Annotated in this window: 23 protein-coding genes; 20 read left to right on the top strand and 3 right to left on the bottom strand. The window is 45.2% G+C overall.

Annotated features, from left to right (window positions below):
* Positions 1-26: 26 nt before the first annotated feature.
* Both NV381_RS22110 and NV381_RS22105 read left to right on the top strand, forming a co-directional pair.
* Entirely contained in the window at positions 27-731 is a 705-nt protein-coding gene (locus NV381_RS22110; protein ID WP_258215459.1) for a glycosyltransferase family 2 protein, read from the top strand.
* The gene (locus tag NV381_RS22105) at positions 725-1,591 is read left to right on the top strand and encodes a hypothetical protein (protein WP_258215458.1); all 867 of its coding nucleotides are present in this window, start codon (positions 725-727) and stop codon (positions 1,589-1,591) included. The genes NV381_RS22110 and NV381_RS22105 overlap by 7 nt, the downstream gene beginning before the upstream one ends.
* Positions 1,592-1,759: 168 nt before the next feature.
* On the opposite strand, the gene NV381_RS22100 is transcribed toward NV381_RS22105, so the two are convergent.
* On the bottom strand, positions 1,760-2,029 hold the full coding sequence (locus NV381_RS22100) for a DUF2627 domain-containing protein (RefSeq protein WP_258215457.1): 270 nt from the start codon (positions 2,027-2,029) through the stop codon (positions 1,760-1,762).
* 237 nt (positions 2,030-2,266) lie between these two features.
* Between NV381_RS22100 and lpdA the strand changes: the two genes are divergently transcribed.
* The 4 genes from lpdA to NV381_RS22080 all read left to right on the top strand — a co-directional run bounded on the left by lpdA (position 2,267) and on the right by NV381_RS22080 (position 7,663).
* Positions 2,267-3,688 (top strand): dihydrolipoyl dehydrogenase, encoded by a 1,422-nt coding sequence (gene lpdA, locus NV381_RS22095; RefSeq protein WP_258215456.1) that lies wholly within the window; start codon positions 2,267-2,269, stop codon positions 3,686-3,688.
* A 129-nt stretch (positions 3,689-3,817) separates the two neighbouring features.
* Positions 3,818-4,831 carry a thiamine pyrophosphate-dependent dehydrogenase E1 component subunit alpha gene (locus NV381_RS22090; RefSeq protein ID WP_258215455.1) on the top strand — a complete coding sequence of 338 codons (1,014 nt, stop codon included), beginning with the start codon at positions 3,818-3,820 and terminating at the stop codon, positions 4,829-4,831.
* Positions 4,831-5,811, top strand: a complete 981-nt coding sequence (locus NV381_RS22085; protein ID WP_258215454.1) for an alpha-ketoacid dehydrogenase subunit beta — start codon at positions 4,831-4,833, stop codon at positions 5,809-5,811. The genes NV381_RS22090 and NV381_RS22085 overlap by 1 nt, the downstream gene beginning before the upstream one ends.
* A gap of 505 nt (positions 5,812-6,316) precedes the next feature.
* Entirely contained in the window at positions 6,317-7,663 is a 1,347-nt protein-coding gene (locus NV381_RS22080; protein ID WP_258215453.1) for a dihydrolipoamide acetyltransferase family protein, read from the top strand.
* Positions 7,664-7,672: 9 nt separating this feature from the next.
* Here NV381_RS22080 and prli42 read toward each other — a convergent pair whose 3' ends face one another.
* A complete protein-coding gene (gene prli42, locus NV381_RS22075) occupies positions 7,673-7,768 on the bottom strand; it encodes a stressosome-associated protein Prli42 (RefSeq protein ID WP_258215452.1) in 96 nt (31 codons plus the stop codon).
* Between the two features lie 77 nt (positions 7,769-7,845).
* On the opposite strand from prli42, the gene NV381_RS22070 reads away from it, so the two are divergent.
* The 6 genes from NV381_RS22070 to NV381_RS22045 all read left to right on the top strand — a co-directional run bounded on the left by NV381_RS22070 (position 7,846) and on the right by NV381_RS22045 (position 14,351).
* Entirely contained in the window at positions 7,846-8,979 is a 1,134-nt protein-coding gene (locus tag NV381_RS22070) for a M20/M25/M40 family metallo-hydrolase (RefSeq protein ID WP_258215451.1), read from the top strand.
* Positions 8,980-9,734: 755 nt separating this feature from the next.
* On the top strand, positions 9,735-10,898 hold the full coding sequence (locus NV381_RS22065; RefSeq protein ID WP_258215450.1) for a DUF3866 family protein: 1,164 nt from the start codon (positions 9,735-9,737) through the stop codon (positions 10,896-10,898).
* Positions 10,899-11,220: 322 nt separating this feature from the next.
* Positions 11,221-11,781 (top strand): NUDIX domain-containing protein, encoded by a 561-nt coding sequence (locus NV381_RS22060; RefSeq protein ID WP_258215449.1) that lies wholly within the window; start codon positions 11,221-11,223, stop codon positions 11,779-11,781.
* A gap of 2 nt (positions 11,782-11,783) precedes the next feature.
* Entirely contained in the window at positions 11,784-12,971 is a 1,188-nt protein-coding gene (locus tag NV381_RS22055; protein ID WP_258215448.1) for an endonuclease Q family protein, read from the top strand.
* A gap of 63 nt (positions 12,972-13,034) precedes the next feature.
* Positions 13,035-13,676: a stage II sporulation protein M gene (gene spoIIM, locus NV381_RS22050; RefSeq protein ID WP_258215447.1), complete on the top strand. Its 642-nt coding sequence runs from the start codon at positions 13,035-13,037 to the stop codon at positions 13,674-13,676.
* 225 nt (positions 13,677-13,901) lie between these two features.
* Positions 13,902-14,351, top strand: a complete 450-nt coding sequence (locus NV381_RS22045) for a Fur family transcriptional regulator (RefSeq protein ID WP_258215446.1) — start codon at positions 13,902-13,904, stop codon at positions 14,349-14,351.
* A gap of 86 nt (positions 14,352-14,437) precedes the next feature.
* Here the strand turns inward: NV381_RS22045 and lepB are convergent, their stop codons facing one another.
* A complete protein-coding gene (gene lepB / locus NV381_RS22040; protein ID WP_258215445.1) occupies positions 14,438-14,992 on the bottom strand; it encodes a signal peptidase I in 555 nt (184 codons plus the stop codon).
* 191 nt (positions 14,993-15,183) lie between these two features.
* On the opposite strand from lepB, the gene ald reads away from it, so the two are divergent.
* The 8 genes from ald to NV381_RS22000 all read left to right on the top strand — a co-directional run bounded on the left by ald (position 15,184) and on the right by NV381_RS22000 (position 22,318).
* Positions 15,184-16,317 (top strand): alanine dehydrogenase, encoded by a 1,134-nt coding sequence (gene ald, locus NV381_RS22035; RefSeq protein WP_258215444.1) that lies wholly within the window; start codon positions 15,184-15,186, stop codon positions 16,315-16,317.
* Between the two features lie 128 nt (positions 16,318-16,445).
* A complete protein-coding gene (locus NV381_RS22030) occupies positions 16,446-16,679 on the top strand; it encodes a YqzK family protein (RefSeq protein WP_258215443.1) in 234 nt (77 codons plus the stop codon).
* A gap of 107 nt (positions 16,680-16,786) precedes the next feature.
* Positions 16,787-17,683: a site-specific tyrosine recombinase XerD gene (xerD, locus tag NV381_RS22025; protein ID WP_258215442.1), complete on the top strand. Its 897-nt coding sequence runs from the start codon at positions 16,787-16,789 to the stop codon at positions 17,681-17,683.
* Positions 17,684-17,846: 163 nt separating this feature from the next.
* Positions 17,847-19,019 (top strand): phosphopentomutase, encoded by a 1,173-nt coding sequence (deoB, locus tag NV381_RS22020; RefSeq protein WP_258215441.1) that lies wholly within the window; start codon positions 17,847-17,849, stop codon positions 19,017-19,019.
* Between the two features lie 21 nt (positions 19,020-19,040).
* A complete protein-coding gene (locus NV381_RS22015) occupies positions 19,041-19,871 on the top strand; it encodes a purine-nucleoside phosphorylase (protein ID WP_258215440.1) in 831 nt (276 codons plus the stop codon).
* Positions 19,872-19,904: 33 nt separating this feature from the next.
* Complete coding sequence (locus NV381_RS22010; protein WP_258215439.1) at positions 19,905-20,753, top strand: purine-nucleoside phosphorylase; 849 nt, start codon at positions 19,905-19,907, stop codon at positions 20,751-20,753.
* 358 nt (positions 20,754-21,111) lie between these two features.
* Entirely contained in the window at positions 21,112-21,420 is a 309-nt protein-coding gene (locus tag NV381_RS22005; protein ID WP_258215438.1) for a hypothetical protein, read from the top strand.
* A gap of 409 nt (positions 21,421-21,829) precedes the next feature.
* Entirely contained in the window at positions 21,830-22,318 is a 489-nt protein-coding gene (locus tag NV381_RS22000; protein ID WP_258215437.1) for a GNAT family N-acetyltransferase, read from the top strand.
* The last annotated feature ends 170 nt before the right edge of the window (positions 22,319-22,488 follow it).

Below are 22,488 nucleotides of genomic sequence, written 5' to 3'. Positions count from 1 at the left end.
CGTTTTTAGGGGAAGGGGATTCATATATGAAAATAAAGCAGCATGTATCCATTATTATCCCTGCTTGGAATGAGGAAATGTATATTGCTGAAACGTTGAAAGCTGTCTATAAGTCAGCCGACGAAGAATCAAAAGACTATTCTTGCGAGTTGATTGTTGTTGATGATGGAAGTACAGATGAAACCTATTCCAGAGCTGTGCCTTGGGCGGATCTAATTGTTCGCCATCCTTATCGTTGTGGTAAAGGGGCTGCAATGAATACTGGAAGAATCGCATCACGAGGGAGTGTACTAGTGTTTCTGGATGCTGACTTGGGAGCAACTGCGAATCAATTTCATAATCTTATTGCACCTATTCGTGCTAAACAAGCGGATATGGTCATTGCACGACTGCCTGCAGCAAAAAAACGGGGGGGTCTGGGCTTTGTCAGAATGCTGGCGAAGCACGGAGTATACCGGTTGTCTGGATTTGAAGCTACGGCACCATTATCTGGACAAAGGGCAATTCAACGGGAAGTGATGGAGCGGATCGGCCGAGTTTCCGGTGGCTTTGGCGTAGAGGTTGGACTGACCATAGATGCGGTGAAGTTAGGCTACAAGGTGCAGGAGCTGATGATTCCATTTGCACATAGGGAAACGGGACGGGATATGCAGGGCTGGCTGCATCGTGGTAAACAACTGTGTGCAGTCGGAGAAACCTTATGGCGGCGTTGGACTGAGCCGATATGCTGATAGTGGGAATAATGCTTCAATGCGGAGTACTGGCACTGGTAGGCTTAGCTTTGCTGCCCTTGGTGACAAGGTTTATGGACGCGCATGGATTATTCGACAGGAATTACCTGGGGGAAGCAATTCCAACAGCATGCGGTTTGCTGCTATGGCTTCTTTTGTTGGTGGAGACGGTAATCATATCGGCTGAAGGAAGGTTATTGGGAACAGACGCTTCATATTTAGCCCAGCACTACGACCAGTTTTTGGCATATTCAATGAGTCTTAGCGTAATAGCCTTATTAGGCTTTATTGACGATGCTGTTGGAATTAAGGAAGTAAAAGGAATTGCAGAACATTGGAGGCTGTGGAAGGATCGTAGGCTGGTAAGCACTGGGCTGTTAAAAGCGGGAGGAACAGCAATAACTGCAATGGTGTTTGTGCTGCAGCTAACGGAATTATCCTTTATACAGTGGGGCTGCTGCACTCTTTTGCTCATGCTTATGACGAATGGGATGAACTTATTGGATTTACGGCCTGGGCGTGCATTGAAATGTTTTTTTGCCTTGTCTGTTATTATGCTATTTTCTGCTGACCATTTTGGGCTGTGGCTTTTACCCTTTATACTTCCTTTGATGATCGGGGCTATCCTACTGTTTGGACCGGATTTGCGGGGGAAGCTGATGCTGGGTGACACGGGAGCGAATATGTTGGGCTTTGCAGCGGGCTGCTGGGCAATTCTCTCTGCAGGGTGGATGTTGCAAACAGTTCTACTGATCTTGTTGCTCTTTTTACATTTATTGACATGGCGAACTTCACTGAGTACTCTTATAGAACGTAACCGTTTGCTTCATTGGTTTGATCTCCTGGGTCGACAAGGATGAGCTTAGCCGAAAAAGCTGCTGCAGCGGTATCAAGGACATTTACAGTAAAGAATTCCGTATGTTTCTTCCCGAAAGTATTGAAAAGAAGTGAACATAAAGAAGAAAAACTCCTTGTTGGAGTTTTTCAAAAGAGTTACATAGGAGCCGCACCATCTTTGGTGAAGGCTTTTATTGTCTTTTACGCTTTACTTTAAAGCGGGGAGCGACATAGTTGCGCTTGCGGTCACGGAAGAAAATCCACCCGCCGAGGTAAGAAACCCCTGCCAAAAATAAGATCAATCCAATGACCAGCTTTCCCCATTGTATATGAGGATTCGCCTCAATTGCTCCGAACTGGGCGAACCAAGCATCTTTCATTGCTAAAAATCCGTAAGTAGCCATAATTCCGGGAATAACTAACATCAATACAGCGATAAAACGGGCAATCATAACTTTCATGCCGGGCTCCTTTTCTTCCTGCATAGTGCAAAACTACATGTTTTAAAGTACCATATTATTGTCCATATTTCATTCATCTTTCGCAAATTGTACTATATTTATCACATGAAATAAGGTTACAATAGGAGAATCATAGATTAAGCATAATGCTTATGTAGTACCTTTTGCTACGCAAATTTCAGCTAATGCTTACAAAGTAGCTATTGCTGCGCAAAATTCATAGGAGGTTGAAAATATATGACGCAAGCTTTTGACATCGTCATCCTCGGAGGAGGAACGGGAGGATATATAGCAGCCGTCCGGGCCGCACAACTAGGAAAAACGGTTGCCATCGTGGAACGCGAAAAACTCGGAGGGACATGCTTACACCGCGGCTGTATTCCTAGTAAGGCATTGCTGCGCAGTGCAGAAGTGTACGCAACCATGCTTGCTAGCGATAAATACGGTATTGAGGCTTCCTCCGTACAATTAAATTTTCCCAAAGTACAATCACGCAAGCTCGACATAGTGGAACAGCTACATAAAGGTGTTCAGTACTTGATGAGCAAGCATAAGATACAAGTGTTTTATGGCAATGGGCGCATCATCGGTCCTTCGATATTTTCACCGAGAAGCGGAGTTGTATCCGTAGAGCAAGACGATGGGGAGATTATTACGCTGACACCTGACAAGCTGATCATTGCAACTGGATCGAGACCTAGGCAGCTGCCCGGCTTAAACGTGGACGGCAGCTTCATTATTAGCAGTGATGAAGCGTTGGAGCTGGAAGCATTACCTTCCTCGATAATCATAGTTGGAGGCGGCGTTATTGGTGTAGAGTGGGCCTCCATGTTAAGTGACTTTGGTGTTAAAGTGACGGTTATTGAGTATGCTCCACGGCTGCTGCCGACGGAGGATGCTGACATCTCCAAAGAAATGGAGCGGATTCTCAAGAAGAGGGGAGTTCAAGTGCTGACCGATGCCCGCGTTATAGCGGAAGACACTAGAGTCGAAGCAGGTCAAGTAACCGTGCAGGTTGAACGCAAGGGCGAGCAGCAGCAGCTCCATGCGGACAAGGTATTGGTAAGTGTCGGACGTCAAGCCAATGTAGAAGGAATCGGACTGGAAGGAACAGATATTAAGCTCGACAAGGGTGCGATTCGCGTTAATGAGTTCATGCAGACTACCGAATCACACATATATGCTATCGGCGATGTTAATGGCGGACTGCAGCTTGCCCATGTCGCTGGTCATGAAGGTATTATTGCAGTGGAACACGCAAGCGGGCTGAAACCTCATACGTTCGGAGCGCATCAAGTGCCACGCTGCATTTATACGCGTCCAGAAGCGGCTTCTATTGGTTGGACACAGCAGCAAGCAATAGAGCGGGGACACGAGGTTAAGGTGGGACGCTTTCCTTTTTCTGCGCTTGGAAAAGCTTTGATTAATGGCGACTCCGACGGGTTTGTTAAGGTCATTGCAGATAAGCAAACGAATGATATCCTTGGTGTACATATGATTGGCACCCATGTAACTGATTATATTTCCGAAGCTGCTCTTGCCCAGGTATTGGATGCAACCCCATGGGAGGTCGGACAAACGATTCATCCACATCCAACGCTGTCTGAAGCATTAGGAGAAGCTATGCTGGCCGTGGATGGCCGTGCAATTGGGATATAATAGCGAAGTTGGCGGTTCATTTATTCATTATAAAAATTGTGTTCATATTTAAAACGGTTTATAATATACTTATAGAGGTAAGTATTAGTACCTAGTAATAATTATGGATGTTAGAAGGGGGTTGCACCCATGTCTATTGGACAATTATCAAAGCACCGCAAGCTTGGACTGTCTGACGAGCGCGCAGTTGAGATGTATAGATTTATGCAAAAAGCAAGAAAGTTTGATGAGCGGGGATTTTTGCTGCAGCGTTCAGGGAAAATTGGTTTTCACGTTTCCGGTATTGGTCAAGAGGTTGCTCAAGTGGCAGCTGCTTTTGCTTTGGAGCAAGGCAAAGACTATTTCCTGCCCTATTACCGTGATTATGGGTTTGTACTCTCTGTGGGTATGTCTGTTAAGGAATTAATGCTTTCAGTATTTGCGAAGGCAGAGGATCCGAACAGCGGTGGAAGGCAGATGCCTGGACATTTTAGCCATAAAAAGCTCAATATTGTAACGGGCTCAAGCCCAGTAACAACGCAGGTCCCGCATGCTGTCGGATTTGCTTTGGCTGCAAAAATGAAGAAGCAGGATTTTGTATCCTTCGCAACCTTCGGAGAAGGCTCAAGTAATCAAGGCGATTTCCATGAGGGCTGCAATTTTGCCGGTGTTCATAAACTGCCTGTTATATTAATGTGTGAGAATAACCAATATGCCATATCGGTTCCTCTTCATAAGCAGATTTCTGGAAGTATAGCAGAGCGTGCGGCCGGATATGGTTTTCCGGGGATTAAGGTAGATGGAAACGACGCTTTGGAGGTTTATCGCGTTATGAAGGAAGCACGTGAGCGTGCAGTCCGCGGCGAAGGCCCTACATTGATCGAGGCAGTAATGTACCGTATATCCCCGCATTCCACATCCGATGACGATATGCTCTACCGTACGAAGGAAGAAGTGGAAGAAAATCGTGCGAAGGATGGAATTCCGAAATATAGGAAGTATCTCGTTGATTGCGGCTTGTGGAGCGATGAACAGGAAGCGGAATTGCTGGAGCAGCTGAAGCAGGAAATTAATGATGCTACACGTTATGCAGAGCAAGCCCCTTTTCCATTGCCGGAGGACACGCTGCGACATGTGTATGCAGAAGAAGGGGAGGTGCGGTAATGGCGGTTATTACTTATTTGGAAGCCATCCGTTCCGCCATGTACGAAGAGATGGAGCGGGATGAAGCCGTATTTGTATTAGGTGAGGATGTCGGTAAAGGCGGCGTTCTGAATGCAACCAAAGGACTTCGTGATAAATTCGGTGAAGATAGAGTTATGGATACGCCATTGGCAGAGTCGGCCATCGCGGGAGTCGCGATTGGAGCAGCTATGTACGGGATGAAGCCAATAGCGGAAATGCAGTTTGCAGATTTTATTTTTCCGGCGACAAATCAAATTATAAGCGAAGCGGCTCGTATTCGTTACCGCTCCAACAATGATTGGAATTGTCCAATTGTTGTTCGTGCGCCTTATGGTGCAACTGGTGGTGGTGCGCTCTATCATTCGCAATGTCCGGAATCCGTTTTTTTCGGAACCCCAGGCTTGAAAATGGTAGCTCCGTCAAACCCTTACGATGCAAAAGGTTTGATGAAAGCGGCTATTCGGGACGCTGATCCTGTGCTCTATTTTGAACATAAAAAATGCTATCTCGGCGTGACCGGCGAGGTGCCTGAAGGCGACTATGTAATCGAAATCGGGAAAGCTGATGTTAAAAGACAGGGAACGGATATTACCGTTATTTCCTACGGTATTACCGTACAATACGCGCTGCAAGCTGCTGAAGAGTTAGCCAAGGAAGGCATTAGCGTGCATATCTTAGATTTGCGCACGATACAGCCGCTAGATAAGGAAGCTATTCTGGAAGCAACCTCCAAAACGGGTAAAGTATTAATTATCCATGAGGATAATAAGACTGGCGGAGTGGGAGCAGAAGTATCGGCGATTATTGCGGAGGAATTGCTTTTTGAACTGGACGCTCCTATTAAAAGACTGTGCGCTCCAGATGTACCCGCAGTTGGGATGAATCCACCCATGGAAAAGTTTTATTTATTAAGCCCTGATAAGATTAAGGATGCTATGCGTGAGCTAGCGGAGTTTTAGAGGATTCCCCCACCCAAACCCTCCCCGCCGGGAGGGCTCCGAGGGCCCTGCCCTCTGGACACCCGGTAAATTGGGGAAGGAATTAATGTGGAGCTCCTTGGGTACCGTTGGTGAAGGATCGCTTCCGTCCCTTTGGGACACGCTTAAAGTTGGCTTTCCTAGCTAATGAACTTAAGGGCTACGGATCTTGTACCTCTGGGTTAGGGATTAGGAAATTACTTAAAAACACGAGTAGGCAAGTAGTACAAGAATGGCATTGACTGCAAGAACGGAATATTGAAAACATTACTTAATATTAGGGAACACCTAAAGTAAAGCGTGTCCCGCAGGGACGAAAGCGCTGCAGGCACCAGAGTTACAAAGGAGCATGTACCCTACCTCTCGCTCCAAGCCCTTTTAAGGGTGTCCAGAGGGCGAAGCCCTTGGAGCCCTCCCGTAGGGGAGGGTTTGGGTGGGGAACTCCCTGAGGGCTTGGGTGGGGAAACGTGATAAAGGAGGAAATCATATGAGCGGAAATAAACGAGAAATGGAAGTGACGGTTCCACATCTAGCGGAAAGTCTCGTCTCAGCAACTATAGGCAAATGGCTCAAAAAGCCGGGTGATTACATAGAGGAATACGATGCATTGTGTGAATTGATCACAGACAAGGTAACAACAGAGATGCCATCTCCGATTGCAGGCCGTTTAACTAAGCTGTTAGTCGAAGAAGGTGTTACTGCCGCGGTAGGCGAAGTGATTTGTATCATCGAGCTGACAGCTGGCAGCGCAGCAGCGACATCATCTGGCCTGAATGCTGTCAATCATTCAGAAGGGGATGCCGCTGTTCATGTCTCTTCGGAAGCTGATGTGAGCATGCGCAGCAGATATTCCCCATCTGTACTGAAGCTGGCGGCTGAGCATGGAATACGACTCGAGGATGTTCGCGGCACTGGCTTAGGAGGCCGTATTACTCGCAAAGATATTGAAGCCTTCGCGGCTTCCGGCAGTCCGAATCATGGCGCCGCTGGTACGGAATCGGCCGTTCCTGCAATTGAAAAAGGGGATATATTTATTCCGAGCCAACCAAGAGGGCCTGTAAGATCAACAGGTATTCACTTGTCACATAATCCGCCATTGCCTAATATCGAGGTCGAAGGTCAAGAGCTTGAGGGCCGGAGCGAATATTTGATCGATGTTACCCCGATTCGTAATATGATCGCTACCCGAATGCGCCAAAGCGTTACAGAGATTCCTCATGCCTGGACAATGATTGAGGTGGATGTTACCAACCTTGTTCTTCTTCGGAACAAGCTTAAGGATGATTTCAGGCAAAAAGAAGGTGTTAATTTAACCTATTTGTCTTTTATGCTTAAGGCGGTTGTCAGTGCAATTAAAGATTATCCTATAATGAACTCTGTTTGGGCTGTTGATAAAATTATTGTGAAGCGTGATATTAACATTTCGCTTGCTGTAGGCACAGAGGATTCCGTTATTACTCCCGTTATTAAAAAAGCAGACCAAAAAAATATAGCCGGTCTGGCTCGAGAAGTGGATGACTTATCTCGAAAGGCCAGAGCCGGCAAGCTGTCCCTGAATGATTTGCAAGGCGGAACCTTTACGGTAAATAATACAGGCTCGTTCGGTTCTATCGCATCATATCCGATCATTAACTATCCACAGGCCGCTATTCTCACCTTTGAATCGATTGTCAAAAAGCCTGTTGTCATACAAGATATGATTGCGGTACGTTCTATAGCCAACCTATGCTTGTCCTTGGATCACCGTATTTTGGACGGGGTTATTTGTGGGCGATTCCTGCAGCGCGTCAAGGAAAACATGGAGTCTTATAATCAGGAATCCAAGTTGTATTAAGTTAATGCGCTACATAAATAAATTAACGGTAAATAATACCGTCGACAACAGCATGGAAGCGATCATTAAGTAAATAATAACTTTAAACACTAGCTTGTTTCGCATCAAGTTCAGCTCCTCTTACTGACATTTCAGTTGTTAGTAATACTATTTTAACTTAAAACCGGCTTAGGAGGAAAGAGATGATTCAGGAAAAACGATTGGTGACCGAATTTATCGAATTGGTGCAGGTGGATAGCGAGACCCGTTTTGAGCAGGAAATTAGCCGTGTGTTAAAGAAAAAATTTCAGGATCTTGGTTTAAGTGTTGAAGAGGATGATGTTGCCGAGAAAATCGGACACGGATCAGGCAATTTGATTTGCACACTAGCTGCTACAACGGATGCCAATGTATCCCGCATCTTTTTTACCTCACATATGGATACGGTGACTCCTGGTAAAGGAATATTGCCAATTATAGGCGATGATGGCATTATTCGAAGCGATGGCACAACCATTCTGGGCAGTGACGATAAAGCAGGCTTGGCTGCGATGCTGGAAGCCATCCGTGTTCTGAAGGAACAAGACATTAAGCACGGGCAAATTCAGTTTATCATTACAGCGGGTGAGGAATCGGGACTGAAGGGCGCAAGAGCGATGGATGCTAAGTGGATGCAGGCTGATTTCGGTTATGCGCTGGATTCTAATGGGAATATTGGAGATATCGCGGTAGCTGCACCGACTCAAGCCAAGATCAATATTGCCTTCACTGGACGTTCCGCACATGCAGGTGTTAACCCTGAATCAGGAATCAGTGCGATTACAGTTGCGAGCAAAGCTATCTCACAGATGACGCTGGGTCGGGTCGACAGTGAAACAACGGCTAATATCGGCCGATTCGCAGGTGGTGTGAACGGTGCAACGAATATTGTAGTTGATCGTGTTGAATTGGAAGCTGAGGCGCGCAGTATTGTGCAGGATAAGCTTGAGCGCCAACTGGACTCAATGCGCAAAGCATGTGAGGATGCCGCAGCTAAAATGGGTGCGCAAGTCGATTTCCAGAGTGAGATCATTTATCCCGCTTACATGTACGATTTAGAAGCTCCTGTTGTTAATTTGGCAGTAGAAGCTTTGAAAAAAGTGGGCTGCACTCCAAGAACCTTCCACTCCGGCGGGGGAAGCGATGCCAATGTGTTTAATGGTATGGGGATTCCGACAGTCAATTTGGCAGTTGGCTATGAGCATATTCATACGACACAAGAGCAGATTGCAATCAAGGACTTGGTTAAAGTAACCGAGGTTGTTGTTCAAATCATTAAAGAAGTTGCAGCCTCATAAGAAGTTGCATTATAAAGTGTAACTTTCCCCTTGTTATAGTAACTGCTTAATGAGCCTTCCGATTATTGGAGGGTTCTTTTTTATATGTTGCTTAAGTCATGGAGCGAGAGCAGATGTTCAGAGGTTGCATTGTAAAAGAGACCGGGATACTCTTACGGCTGTCGAAAGAAAGATGATAGATGGAAATCCTCCCATTAATCCAGCCTGGATATCGTTTGAAAGCAATCTAACTGGAAAAACTCCTGCTAATAGAGGTGGTATAGCTGAGATCAGCCAAAATCCTTAGAATTAGCATGAGAAATTCCAGTTATAGGGCTTAGAATGGTATTTTTCGGAAAAATAACGTGACATTTTCCTGATAATTGCGTGGGGTCAGTGGGCTGCTATAACGTGCTGTAAACGAACCCGCCCGTAACCCGCTATACCCGCGATTAGCGCGCATTGGAAAGCGACCTCATGTCTGCAATTTACTAAGAGTACCTAAGAAGCGCTATCTCCAAAGGGTAAACCCTAGTGAGGGAATGAATCCCATAGAATGTGCAAAACAATTTTTTAGTTTTTACCACCCTATATTTAGATAAAATGATATTGCAAGTAATGCTAGATCTTAGACATGGATGTAATCTTCATTGAAAAGGCTTCGAATAGAAGCTTTTATTATCCTTGATTTACCTATTCGAAACAGGAGGAAAGATGTTTTTGGAGATGGCATACATTAAATGGAATGATAGTCGAACATAAGTGGGGTGTCTAATGTGATTGAATGGAGAACGGGGGTTGTTCAACATGTCACGGATCCTTTGGAATCGAAAGGAGGAGGCTTGCAGGAGGTTGAGGTGCTGATGGACGACGGAGATTGTGAAACAATAGAGAAAGCTGTTCATTCTACGGACATCTTTCCTGCATTGGAAGCAGGGGATAAGGTTCTCCTTAATACGACGGCTGTATCGCTTCATCTGGGCACAGGAGGAGTTCACTTTGTGCATGCGATACTTTCCAAAAGCACAAAAAATAATCGCGGTGCAGGCCATATTATGAAGCTCAGATACACCTCCCTGCAGAGGGCAGTGCTTGCCGCTGAAGAGCCCTCAAGTCCATATCACGATTTGTTCAGCGGCTCCAATCAAGCTTTGGACGGGATGCCTGTACTCATCGGTGAGCTTCATAGTATGCTGCCTGCTGCAGTATGTTATATACGGCAATTGGATCATGAGACAGAGAAGCCTATCCGGATTGCTTATATCATGTCTGATGGCGGAGCACTGCCGATTGCCTATAGTAAACATGTCATTCAGCTCCGTAAGCTAGGTTGGTTGACGGGTACAATTACTTACGGTCATGCCTACGGAGGGGATATCGAAACCGTTAATAAACATACGGCGCTGCTGGCTGCCAAGCATATATTACATGCGGATCTAACAATAGTTACGATGGGGCCTGGATGCGTGGGCACGAACACACAGTTTGGCTTCAGTGGCTTGGAGGTTGGTGAAATTGCTAATGCCGTTTCAGCGTTAAACGGTCAGCCCATAGTGATCCCGCGAATCAGCTTTGCAGATAAGCGAGATCGGCATTATGGGATCAGCCATCATACGCTAACTATTTTGCGTGATATTGCACAGCCTGGCGTGATTGCAGCAATGCCCGATCTGGATAGTGAACGGGGCGATTGTCTGAGGATTCAGATCGAACATGCCGGTCTAATTCATAAACACAAGCTGCAATGGATGACTGACAGCTCGTTATATATTCATGAGGTAGCTCTCCGTGCCTATTCAATGCCCATTACTTCAATGGGAAGGGAATTACATTCGGATCCTGCGTTTTTTGCTGGCGTTCGAGCTGCGGCTGCGGCTGCATGCAGCTGCTTGCAGGGATATAAGCAGCAGCCTCACCATCGAGATGAAGTCGATGCATAGGCTGCTTTTTATTAGCATAGCCTGTCTGCTCTGACAAAAATTCCAGCAAACTAACATCGGTTGTCCTGCGCTGCTGCGCCATCTTTAGAAACCTCCGAATCTCCCACACTCGTCCTACCAATCGGATTTGTCCTTCAGTCATATACGTTTTCATAGTTTGCACTCCCTCTTTCCTGCAATGGATATCTTTGATACACCCTATGCTGGGCAAAGAATGGTTATGACAAGCTGTTGCTATAAAAATAGTATGGCTGCATGTATGGTATAATAGAAAATAGTAAAAAAGCTGCTTCAATCGAACATTTTCAAGGAGGAATCCGTAATGAATAAATCCGTATCCAACAAATATGAAGAAACAACTGTGTCTTCACAATCGATTTTCCAAGGGCGAATGATTTCCTTGCAGGTAGATACAGTGAAACTGCCTAACGGTGAGACGGCAACCCGTGAAATCGTCAGGCATCCAGGCGCTGTAGCAGTGCTTGCATTGACCGAGGACCGCATGCTGGTAGTGGAGCAATATCGCAAGCCCCTGGAGAAAAGCCAGGTGGAAATTCCAGCCGGGAAGCTTGAGCCGGGAGAAGATCCCATGGAAGCTGCCAAAAGAGAATTGGAAGAAGAAACCGGCTATCGGACCGACTCCTTGAAGCACTTGTGTTCCTTCTATACATCGCCGGGGTTTGCCGATGAAATACTTCACTTATATGTGGCTGAGCAACTCGAGAAGGGTGAGGTTCATCTGGATGAGGATGAATTTCTGGATTGCGAAAGTATTACCCTGGAGCAAGCGCAGCAGTATATACGCGAACAGCGCATTAGCGATGCTAAAACCATTACAGCCGTTTATGCTTGGCAGGTATACAAGCTGACAGGGAGCTTCTAACAATGGGATTCAGATCTTTTTACGCCGATCTGCACATTCATATTGGACGAACCGAAAGTGGACAGGCCGTAAAAATCAGCGCTTCCAATAATTTGACCTTTTATAATATTACCCATGAAGCTTCAGAGCGAAAAGGCATCGATATTGTGGGGATCATTGACTGTCAATCACCAGCTGTGCAGCACGAAATGCAGACTTATCTGGACAAAGGCGAGATGGAGGAACTGCATGGAGGAGGTATTAGGTATCACAATACCACAGTCATTCTAGGCAGCGAAATTGAAGTTCGCGACCCTGGCATGGGTACAGCTCATTTATTGGCATATTTGCCTAATCTGGCCGTTATGCAGGAGTTTACCGTGTGGATGGGCAAGCATATGAAGAATGTTGGACTAAGCTCACAGCGAATCTATGTCCCTGCCAAGGTTCTGCAGCAAGAGGTGCTGGGAAGAGGAGGACTGCTTATCCCAGCGCATATATTTACTCCTCACAAAAGCGTTTATGGCAGCTGCTCCACACGGATGGAGCATTTGCTGGATTTGGATGGAATTGCGGCTGTAGAGCTTGGTTTAAGCGCCGATTCTGAAATGGCAGGTTATATATCCGAGCTGGATCGGTACACCTACTTGACTAATTCGGATGCTCACTCCTTGGCTAAGATAGGCCGTGAATATAATGTTCTTAAGCTTGAGGAGGCTAGCTTTGAAGAGCTGCGAAAAGCGCTGGCAAGGGAGGATGGTAGAGGGGTGCAGGCCAATTATGGTTTGAACCCGCGGCTTGGTAAATACCACCGTACGTATTGCGCTGATTGCAGTTCTGTTCTAGATGAGCAGGCGACGGCGGTGGAACGCTGCCTCTATTGCGGCAGCAAACGGATTGTTAATGGCGTACTGGACCGTATTCTTAATATTGCCGACCGTGAAGTTGGACATCCGTTCGTACCGGAGGATAGACCGGCCTATCATTACCAGGTGCCTCTCGAATATATACCTGGGCTCGGACCGAAGAAGCTTCAGGCGCTTCTTGAACGATTCGGTACGGAAATGAACCTGCTGCATAAGGTTTCCTGTGAAGAGCTGGAGCAAGCAGCTGGCACGGAGATAGCAGAGTATATTGTACAAGCGAGAGAGGATAAGCTTATGCTTCAGGTGGGCGGAGGAGGCAAGTACGGTAAAGTAACGGGCAGATAATGTCATAACCTATAGAAGCTTCTCATATGCTTGTACTAATAGTGCAAGGGAGGCTGACCCACCATGAACCGTAACCGTTCGCTGCAGCTTTATATGAAAGAGCATTTGTCGCTGTATATTTTCGTAGGGGTTATTTTTATTACAGGTGTTGTTTTTGGAACTGTGATGGTGAATGCATTGTCTTTTGAACAAAAACAGGAGATTATGCGATATTTGGGCAATTTTTTCTCTGCGGTGGAACAAGGTGCTTTCAGTGATATTAAGGCGTCCTTTCAACAATCCTTTGCCCTTCACATCAAATGGATACTGATCATATGGGTGCTCGGTATGTCCGTAGTCGGTCTTCCCTTGATATTAATTCTTGATTTTCTAAAAGGTGTTCTAATCGGCTTTAGCGTTGGATATCTAGTAGGACAGCTGTCCTGGAAGGGGCTGTTGTTTGCACTTGTTTCTGTTGTTCCGCAAAATCTGTTTGTTATTCCAGCCCTGCTTATTTGCAGTGTAACTGCAATGGCGTTTTCCATCCATTTGGTTAAGCATCGATTTATGATGCGCAAAGGGGCTTTCTATGAACCATTTATGCGGTATTCCTCAACGATTCTTCTGTCGGGTGTATTATTGGCTGGAGTTGCGTTGTTCGAGGCCTATCTCTCTCCGGTTATTATGAAATGGGTGACTCCGATGCTCATTACTATGGCTCCTTGATCCCAATCTTCTTATTTAGATAGAATATAACATTTTGTTAGTGCGGAATCATTCAATCGTAGCTATTAAAGTTCAGCAGCTTACCTTATTATGTTTGACTTTCCAACTAAACCCGACCTATAATGTAAGATGAAGCCCAGCAGAATATTCGGCTTTTATTGTTGTAATTGGGCATAGGCTTACGTAGCAGGTTTTGTTTATTGCAAAACCCGTAGGGGGAGGAACATGGAATCTCGCATTGAAAAAATTAAACAGCAGCTCCAATCACAAGGCTATAAGTTAACTCCTCAGCGGGAAGCTACCGTCCGTGTGCTGCTGGAAAATGAAGAAGATCATCTCAGTGCTGAAGATGTATTTATGCTAGTTAAGGATAAAGCTCCCGAAATTGGTCTTGCGACTGTGTATCGTACGCTAGAATTATTAAGCGAACTGCATGTCGTGGAGAAAATGAATTTCGGTGATGGCGTAGCCAGGTATGACTTGCGTAATGACAGCACTCGTCATCATCATCACCATCTAATCTGTGTACAGTGCGGAGCAGTCGATGAAATAATGGAAGACTGGCTGGGACATCTGGAGGAGCGCTTGGAACGTGAATACCGTTTTCAGGTGTTGGATCATCGGCTGGATTTTCAAGGAATATGTCACCGCTGCAACGACAAAAACAAACCATAAAACGAACAAAACCTTCAGCTTGATTTAACAAGTTTGAAGGTTTTTTGTCATAGTATGATATATGTCGCGCTTGTGTAAAAGAAGGATTATTTCCCTATTTTAATTCCGAGAACATGATCTAACGGGATAAAGCCAATATTTCTGCTATCCTTGCTGTTATTTCGATTATCCCCCATCACATACAGATGTTTATCAGGAACGACGAACTTCTGTGAAGACGTATAATTCATTTGCTCGTTAAGATAAGGTTCGTTCAATGGTTCGCCGTTACGGAATACCTGATGATTTTTAAATTCCAGCACATCGCCGGGTTTGCCGATGACTCGTTTAATATAAATAATGCGGTCATCCTTGTCAGATAAAAGGGAGATTAGTGGATGCTCCAGAAGGTCATCAAGCACACTCCGGCTTCGGTCCACACGACTGTCGATGATGACAATATCCCCGTAATCGGGCTCCATATGAAAAGTATGCGAAATTTTGGAGACGAAAATACGCTGCTCGTCATGCAGAGTTGGGTCCATTGAATGCCCAAGCACATTGGTAGGCTGCAAAACAAATACACCGATTAACAGAGCACATGCAAAAGCAATTCCGATAGAAAAGATCCAGCTTCGTATTTCAGTCGCTACTTTCTTCATCAATAATCCCCCACTACACATTTGTTTCTTTTAAAAGTATAGCATGTTCTATTCATAGATTTCAAAACTAAGGTTTTTGCTGAAAATCATTCGGTTTTGGTGTTGTTTCATTTTCATGATGTGATTAATGTCTTGGCCTTTTGGGGAAGTTACCTGTAATGGAAAGAATCACGGAAAGGGGAGCAGGCCATATGCCGAATATAACTGTAATCGGTGTTCCTAAGGAAGTTAAGAATAACGAAAACAGAGTTGCTCTAACTCCAGGAGGGGCGGGATTGCTGCTGCAGCATGGGCATAAAGTAATCATTGAATCCGGTTCCGGTGAGGGGAGCGGGTTTATTGATGATGATTATATAAAAGAAGGAGCAACAGTGCTGGAGCAAGCAGCAGAGATATGGTCGCAATCGGATATGATAATAAAAGTTAAAGAGCCCTTGCCGTCTGAATATGGATATTTCCGTGAAAACTTGACGCTCTTTACTTATCTCCATTTGGCAGCAGAGCCGAAGCTTACCGAAGCGCTTGTAAAAAGTAAAGTGACAGGTATTGCCTACGAAACAATCCAGCTGCCTAATGGCAGCTTGCCGCTGCTTACGCCAATGAGTGAGGTGGCAGGGAGAATGTCAGTACAGGTTGGTGCACAGTTTCTGGAGCGTTTCTATGGCGGCAGAGGTATATTATTGGGCGGAGTCCCTGGCGTTCCACCTGCGGATGTAATTATTTTGGGTGGAGGGATCGTTGGGACTAATGCGGCCAAAATGGCGCTGGGATTAGGAGCGAATGTGGTGATCATAGACCGCAGCGCTGACCGGCTGCGCTATTTGGACGATGTGTTCCAAGGACGAATACGAACACTTATGTCTAACCCTTACAATATAGCAAGCGCAGTTCAGAAAGCCGATTTATTAATCGGCGCTGTGCTGATCCCGGGAGCGAGGGCACCCAAGCTGGTTACTGAGGATATGGTTAAGCATATGAAACCGGGAGCTGTAATCGTAGATGTAGCTGTTGATCAGGGTGGCTCCATAGCAACGGTAGACCGGGTTACAACACATAGTGACCCCGTTTATGAGAAACATGGCGTCCTTCACTATGCTGTAGCCAATATGCCGGGGGCGGTACCAAGAACATCAACGTTGGCTTTAACTAACGTCACGCTTTCTTATGCCTTGGAGCTTGCCGACAAGGGGGTTATTCAAGCGATTGGCGCTCATCCGGATCTGCGTTTGGGAGTGAATACGTTTAAAGGTCATGTCACTCACTCAGCAGTAGCTGAAGCAGTGGGCTTGCCCTTTCGAAAAGTCGAAGAACTGCTGAATCCATAGGCAGCATCAATCATAAAGCTGGTCCAATGATCATAGTCTATCTTTAAGGGAAGGCGCTTTGTAGACTCAAGGAGACGCTTACGAAGCAGGTTTTTGCTATTGCAAAAACGCTTAAGGAGGTACAGGCTATGATCTTTAATTTCAGAAGATGGTTGGGGCGGTTAAAATTTCTATTAGTGTTTTGCGTATTCACCTATGCGCTTTACCACATGCTGATCGTAGTAACACAATGGATAGAACCGACTCAACGCTATAAGGAACCAGCGGGGAAAGCGGTAAAGGTTTTTCAAAACCAAGTGTCCATATCGGATCAAGGCTCTATGCGTGACCGCTTGAAATTATTTTATTGGCTGGGAGAATAATAAATTTGCCTTTACTTCAGCAGCAGGATTCTGTCCTTTCATGTTGAATTTACTAGAGGATTACCTTAGTTGAGTATCCATGGTTTGACATAGGAAGGGAAATCGGAATGAGAAACGAGCTGCAGTCATTCATCCATTTTTTATCTGATGAGCGGGGGTTGGCCCGAAATACGCTGGAATCCTATGAAAGAGATATTATCCAATATCTATACTTTCTTGAGGAGCAAGGTATTAACTCGCTGACAGATACAAAAAAAATACAAATATCCAATTATTTATTACAATTGAAACAATTGGGAAGAGCTGCTGCTACCCAGTCACGCAATATGGTTTCGATCCGTGCGTTCTACCAGTACTTGGTCCGCGAACGGAGAATACAGCAGGATCCTACGTTGTATATAGAAACACCCAAGCTGGAGAAAAGAGTGCCCAATGTGTTAACAATCGCTGAAGTGGAGTCATTGCTGGACGCACCTAATACCGAGGTTCCCAACGGAATGCGGGATAAAGCAATGTTGGAAGTTTTATATGCGACAGGCATTCGTGTTTCCGAGCTGATCTCCCTGGATGTTGAGAACGTGAACCTAGAGCTGGGATTTGTTCGTTGCGTTGGCACAGCACTAAAGGAGCGGATTATCCCTCTTGGAGGAATTGCCGCTGAGTATGTCAGTTCCTATATCAAAATAATGCGCCCCCGACTTTTGAAGCATTCGGAGACGGAACAAGCATTGTTCATAAATCATCTTGGGACCAGGATTACCCGCCAGGGCTTCTGGAAGATTATTAAAAAATATGCCGCTGAGACTCAGATCGTTAAAGAAATTACACCGCATACGCTTCGACATTCCTTTGCTGCACATTTATTGGAAAATGGGGCAGATCTGCGTTCGGTACAAGAAATGCTGGGCCATGCGGATATTTCAACGACTCAAATCTACGCCCAGGTAACTCGTGGCAAAATGAAAGAGGTCTACGACCGCGCGCATCCAAGAGCCAAAAGGTAGTTGCGGTTGATGATGATCAGTCGAGATAAATGCTTTAGGCTCGTTCCGAGTATGATGGAATGGGCTTTTTTAGTTAAGATGTAATTGACAATCCGTTTTTGCAAACCTGCGACTGTTTTGCGATAATACAAAAGATGGTTATTATCTAAAGGAGGTGGCTAGTTTGACCTTTCAACGTATATGTTTAATCGTCCTGGATAGCGTGGGAATCGGTGAGCTTCCAGATGCCGAATCGTTTGGTGACAGCGGCTCACATACGCTAGGCCATATTGCGGAGACTGTTGCGGGATTTTCGCTTCCGCATTTACAACAGCTGGGGCTTGGCAACATTGCTTCGCTGCAAGGTATTGAACCGGCTGAACAACCAAGTGCTGCCTTCGGAAAAATGGCCGAGGTATCCGTAGGGAAGGACACAATGACTGGCCATTGGGAGATCATGGGCTTGAGAGTCACCATTCCGTTCAATGTGTTTCCGGATGGCTTTCCAAAGGAATTGATCGATCGTTTCGAGCAGGAGACGGGTCGTAAGGTTATTGGCAATAAACCTGCTTCAGGTACAGAGATTTTGGATGAGCTGGGACAAGAGCAAATGAATACAGGGGCCTGGATTGTTTACACTTCGGCAGATAGTGTGTTTCAACTGGCCGCTCATGAAGATATTATCCCGCTTGAGGAGCTTTACCGGGGCTGTGAAATCGCGCGCAAGCTGACACTAGAGGAACCTTATGCAGTGGGAAGGGTTATTGCGAGACCTTATAACGGTCAACCGGGAGCCTTCAAACGTACTCCGAACCGTCATGACTATGCGGTTAAGCCGCCGGAGCCTACAGTCATGAATCATTTGAAGGATGCAGGTCTGGACTGCATTGCGGTCGGTAAAATCAATGATATTTATTCCGGCGAAGGTATAACGGAAGCAAGATCAACCAAAAGTAATTTGGATGGAATTCAGGCTACCATTGATTATTTGCGAAAGCCGTTTAAAGGGCTTTTATTTACTAATCTTGTTGATTTTGACTCCTTGTACGGCCATCGCCGTGATCCTGTAGGATATGCTAAAGCCCTTGAAGAATTCGACGAGTGGCTTCCGCAAATCATGAATGAAATCGGGCAGGACGACTTGCTTATTTTGACAGCAGATCATGGGAATGATCCTGTTCATCCGGGGACTGATCACACTCGTGAATACGTGCCGCTGCTCATATATAGTCCACGCCTGAGCAAAGGGCATTCGATTGGCATCAGGGATACCTTCGCTGATCTTGGTGCAACGATTGCTGACAATTTTGGAGTACGGAGTACTGATAATGGCAGCAGCTTTTTAGGGAAGCTATAAGAATTGAAGGAGGACAACCACATGGAAGATAGATCGGTGCTCAACCATATTAAAGAGGCTGCGGCCTACATCCGGGCTCAATATGGAGCCACTCCGGAAATAGGTTTGATACTTGGATCGGGCTTGGGTGTTATTGCCGATTTAGTTGAGCAGGCTACGGTTATTGCTTATAAGGATATTCCTAATTTCCCGGTTTCAACTGTCGAGGGACATGCAGGTGAGCTGCTGCTCGGAACAATACATGGCAAACATGTGCTGCTAATGAAGGGTCGCTTTCATCTGTATGAAGGGTATGGAGTCAATGTGGTTTCGTTCCCGGTTCGAGTGATGAAAGAGCTCGGAGTTAAGACGCTGATTGTGACGAATGCTGCCGGCGGCGTAAACACCTCCTATGAAGTTGGAGATTTGATGCTTATTAAGGATCATATTAATTTTACCTTCCACAATCCGTTAATCGGGCCGAATTTCAATGAGCTTGGCGTTCGATTTCCAGATATGTCGGAGGCCTACAGCCGCGGCTTAAGGAAAACGGCCCATGAGGTCGCCTCAGAGCAAGGCATTAAGCTCCAGGAGGGCGTTTATATCGGTTTGTTAGGCCCAACCTATGAGACACCTGCGGAAATCCGTATGGTGCGTACACTGGGCGCTGATGCAGTAGGAATGTCCACAGTGGCAGAAGTTGTGGTAGCACGTCACGCAGGTATTGAAGTTCTCGGGTTTTCTTGCATCACCAACATGGCTGCAGGCATTCTTGACCAACCATTATCTCATGCAGAGGTTATAGAGACGACAGAACGAGTTAAGCCGAAATTCCTTAAATTGATTCTGGGTATTGTGGCTAGGCTGGGCTAAATAGATTGTAATTTGGAAGGGGAACCGAATAGTTTGGAAACTAATTACTTACAACAAATTCAAGAAGCAGCACAATGGATTCAACAGCGCTTGCAAGGGAATGCACCTCAGCTTGGACTTATTCTAGGTTCAGGACTTGGAGATATGGCTGCACAAGTGGAAAATCCAACAATAATCTCATATGACCAGGTTCCGCATTTTCCAGTATCAACTGTAGAAGGACATGCCGGGCAGTTTGTGATCGGTAATCTGGAAGGAAAATCTGTCATCGTTATGCAGGGACGCTTTCATTATTATGAAGGCTATTCGATGCAAAAAGTCGTTTTTCCGATCTACGTTATGAAGCAGCTGGGAGTCCATACGTTGGTCATTACGAACGCGGCAGGAGGGATGAACCGCAGCTTCCAGGCGGGTGACCTGATGCTGATCTCTGACCACTTGAATCTGACTGGAGCTAATCCCCTCATCGGAGCCAACCATTCTGAGCTGGGTGTACGTTTCCCTGATATGTCTGAAGCTTATAGCCGCAATTACAGACAATTGGCGAAACAAATTGCCGAGGATATGCGTAGCGAAGGCAAGTCTATACGACTCCAGGAGGGTGTATACAGCGGTATTACCGGACCAAGCTATTTACCCCCGGCAGAGCTTACTATGCTTGCACGACTGGGTGGAGACGCTGTGGGAATGTCCACAGTTGGCGAAGTGATTGCCGCGAGCCACGCAGGACTAAAGGTGCTTGGCATTTCCTGCATTACCGATATGGCGATAGGCGAGGAATTGGAGCCGCTGACGCACGAGCAGGTGGTAGCTGTAGCCAATAAAACGAAGCCGATGTTCATTGAACTGGTTCGGCGTTTTGTGGCTCAGTTGGCTATCTGATGTAAGGTAACTGCATCGAGTTTTGGTTTGAAGCAAACAAGACTGCTTTCTGTCGATTGGATAAATCGAGTGAAAGTGGTCTTTTTACTGTTAAAATTTGGCGAATAATACTCAATTGAGTGACACCCGAGCACTTATTTTTACTTTAATGTGAAATAAACGTTGAAAACCATCGGAAAAAAGTCAAAAGTATGATATATTTATGGATGGATAAGAAAACAATAAAAACTGACTTAGAATTGAAGCGTAGTATCTAGCGGATTATTGCAACCTTTTCTTCGTGAACAACCATAAGATCAGCCCTATTAACTAAATACTTCAAAAATAGATGGTTTAACAGAAAAGGGGAAATTGGAAAGTGAGAATTAATTTGAAATTTACGAATAAAGGTCAAGTCGCAATCGAGAATTTTAATAATGATGAGTTAATTGAAATATTCAGCCGATATATTAACACATTAACTAAGAAATACGCGGTTGATATTACGGTTCCTGCCGAATCTAACCAGAATATTGCCGTGGAAGGCGCTCTGAAAATTTTGCTGGAAAACGTAAACTGTGATGTGGACACTTTCTTTAAGGAACTTGGCAGAGATATTAAAATTCCATTGAAGAAACGGCTTGATGGAAAATTAGATAACGTATTTAAAACCGAAGTTGTTAAATAAATCAATAAGACGGCTTTCTAGCAGGTACATGGAACTGTTAGAAAGCTTTTTTTGTGTGTTAAATTATAGAAAATTAATGAAAAACTCATGTATTTTTAATAAAAGACAAGCTAATGAGGTTTATAATGAGAAGCAAGTTCACAATTTAGACAAAATGGATTGGAGTGATTGCTATGACACAGTTAAAAAGTTTTCTTTACGGTTTCTTCTTCGCTTTCATCTCTATTGGTGCCATTCCTTTCTTAGTCATTCAAAACTTCCTCGAACAGCTATAAGCTGTTTACAAGCAGTATGAAGCGACTACTTTCATCGATCATCAATCGGGTGGAAGTAGTCTTTTTGTTGTTGTAATAATGGCGGCATAATGCTCGGTTCAAGTAAAAGCTTTCGATTCTTTGGAGGGGATCCAATGAAGATTCAAATTCGTTACGCTCAAATTGATGATATAGCCGATATCCAGCATGTAGCCCAAACAACATGGCATCTTACTTATAAAGGCATTATTCCTGAGCAGGTGCAGCGTAATTTTCTTAGTATTGCTTATTCGGACGGGAATGTGAGAAGGAGGATGGAGCGATCCCTGCTTCTTGTAGCTGAAAGTGAAGGCGAAATCGTTGGATTTGCAAACTTTTCTAAAGCAAACACGAGCCACGAGGCAGAGCTATGGGCGATTTATGTTGCTCCTGAACATCAGGGCAAAGGGATTGGCTCTGAATTAATACAGAGAGGGCTAAATGACTTAACTGGAATAACCTGTCTATTTCTCAATGTGGAACGGGAAAATCACGCAGGAATAGCATTTTATACATCCAAAGGATTTAGTAAAGTGAATGATTCGGAAGAAGCATTTAATGGCTACACTTTAAAAACTACCAGAATGGTTTTGAATTTGGTCTGAGAAGAAATTGGGCATGGATGATAAAAACGACTACCCAAGAGGGCAATGTCATTAAGTTAAGCTCAAAAACAATAGCGGAATTAAAATGGAATTCGAAACGGTATGGGAAAAATCCCTGTGCCGTTTGTTTTTTGGTGTAAGCCAGAAAAAAGCGTACAGCAAACAAGGCG

It is taken from the genome of Paenibacillus radicis (ex Xue et al. 2023) (assembly GCF_024722015.1).
In the GTDB taxonomy this organism is placed as follows: domain Bacteria; phylum Bacillota; class Bacilli; order Paenibacillales; family NBRC-103111; genus Paenibacillus_S.
Note: the sequence above shows the minus strand (reverse complement) of the source record. Positions and strands in the feature narration are given on the sequence as shown.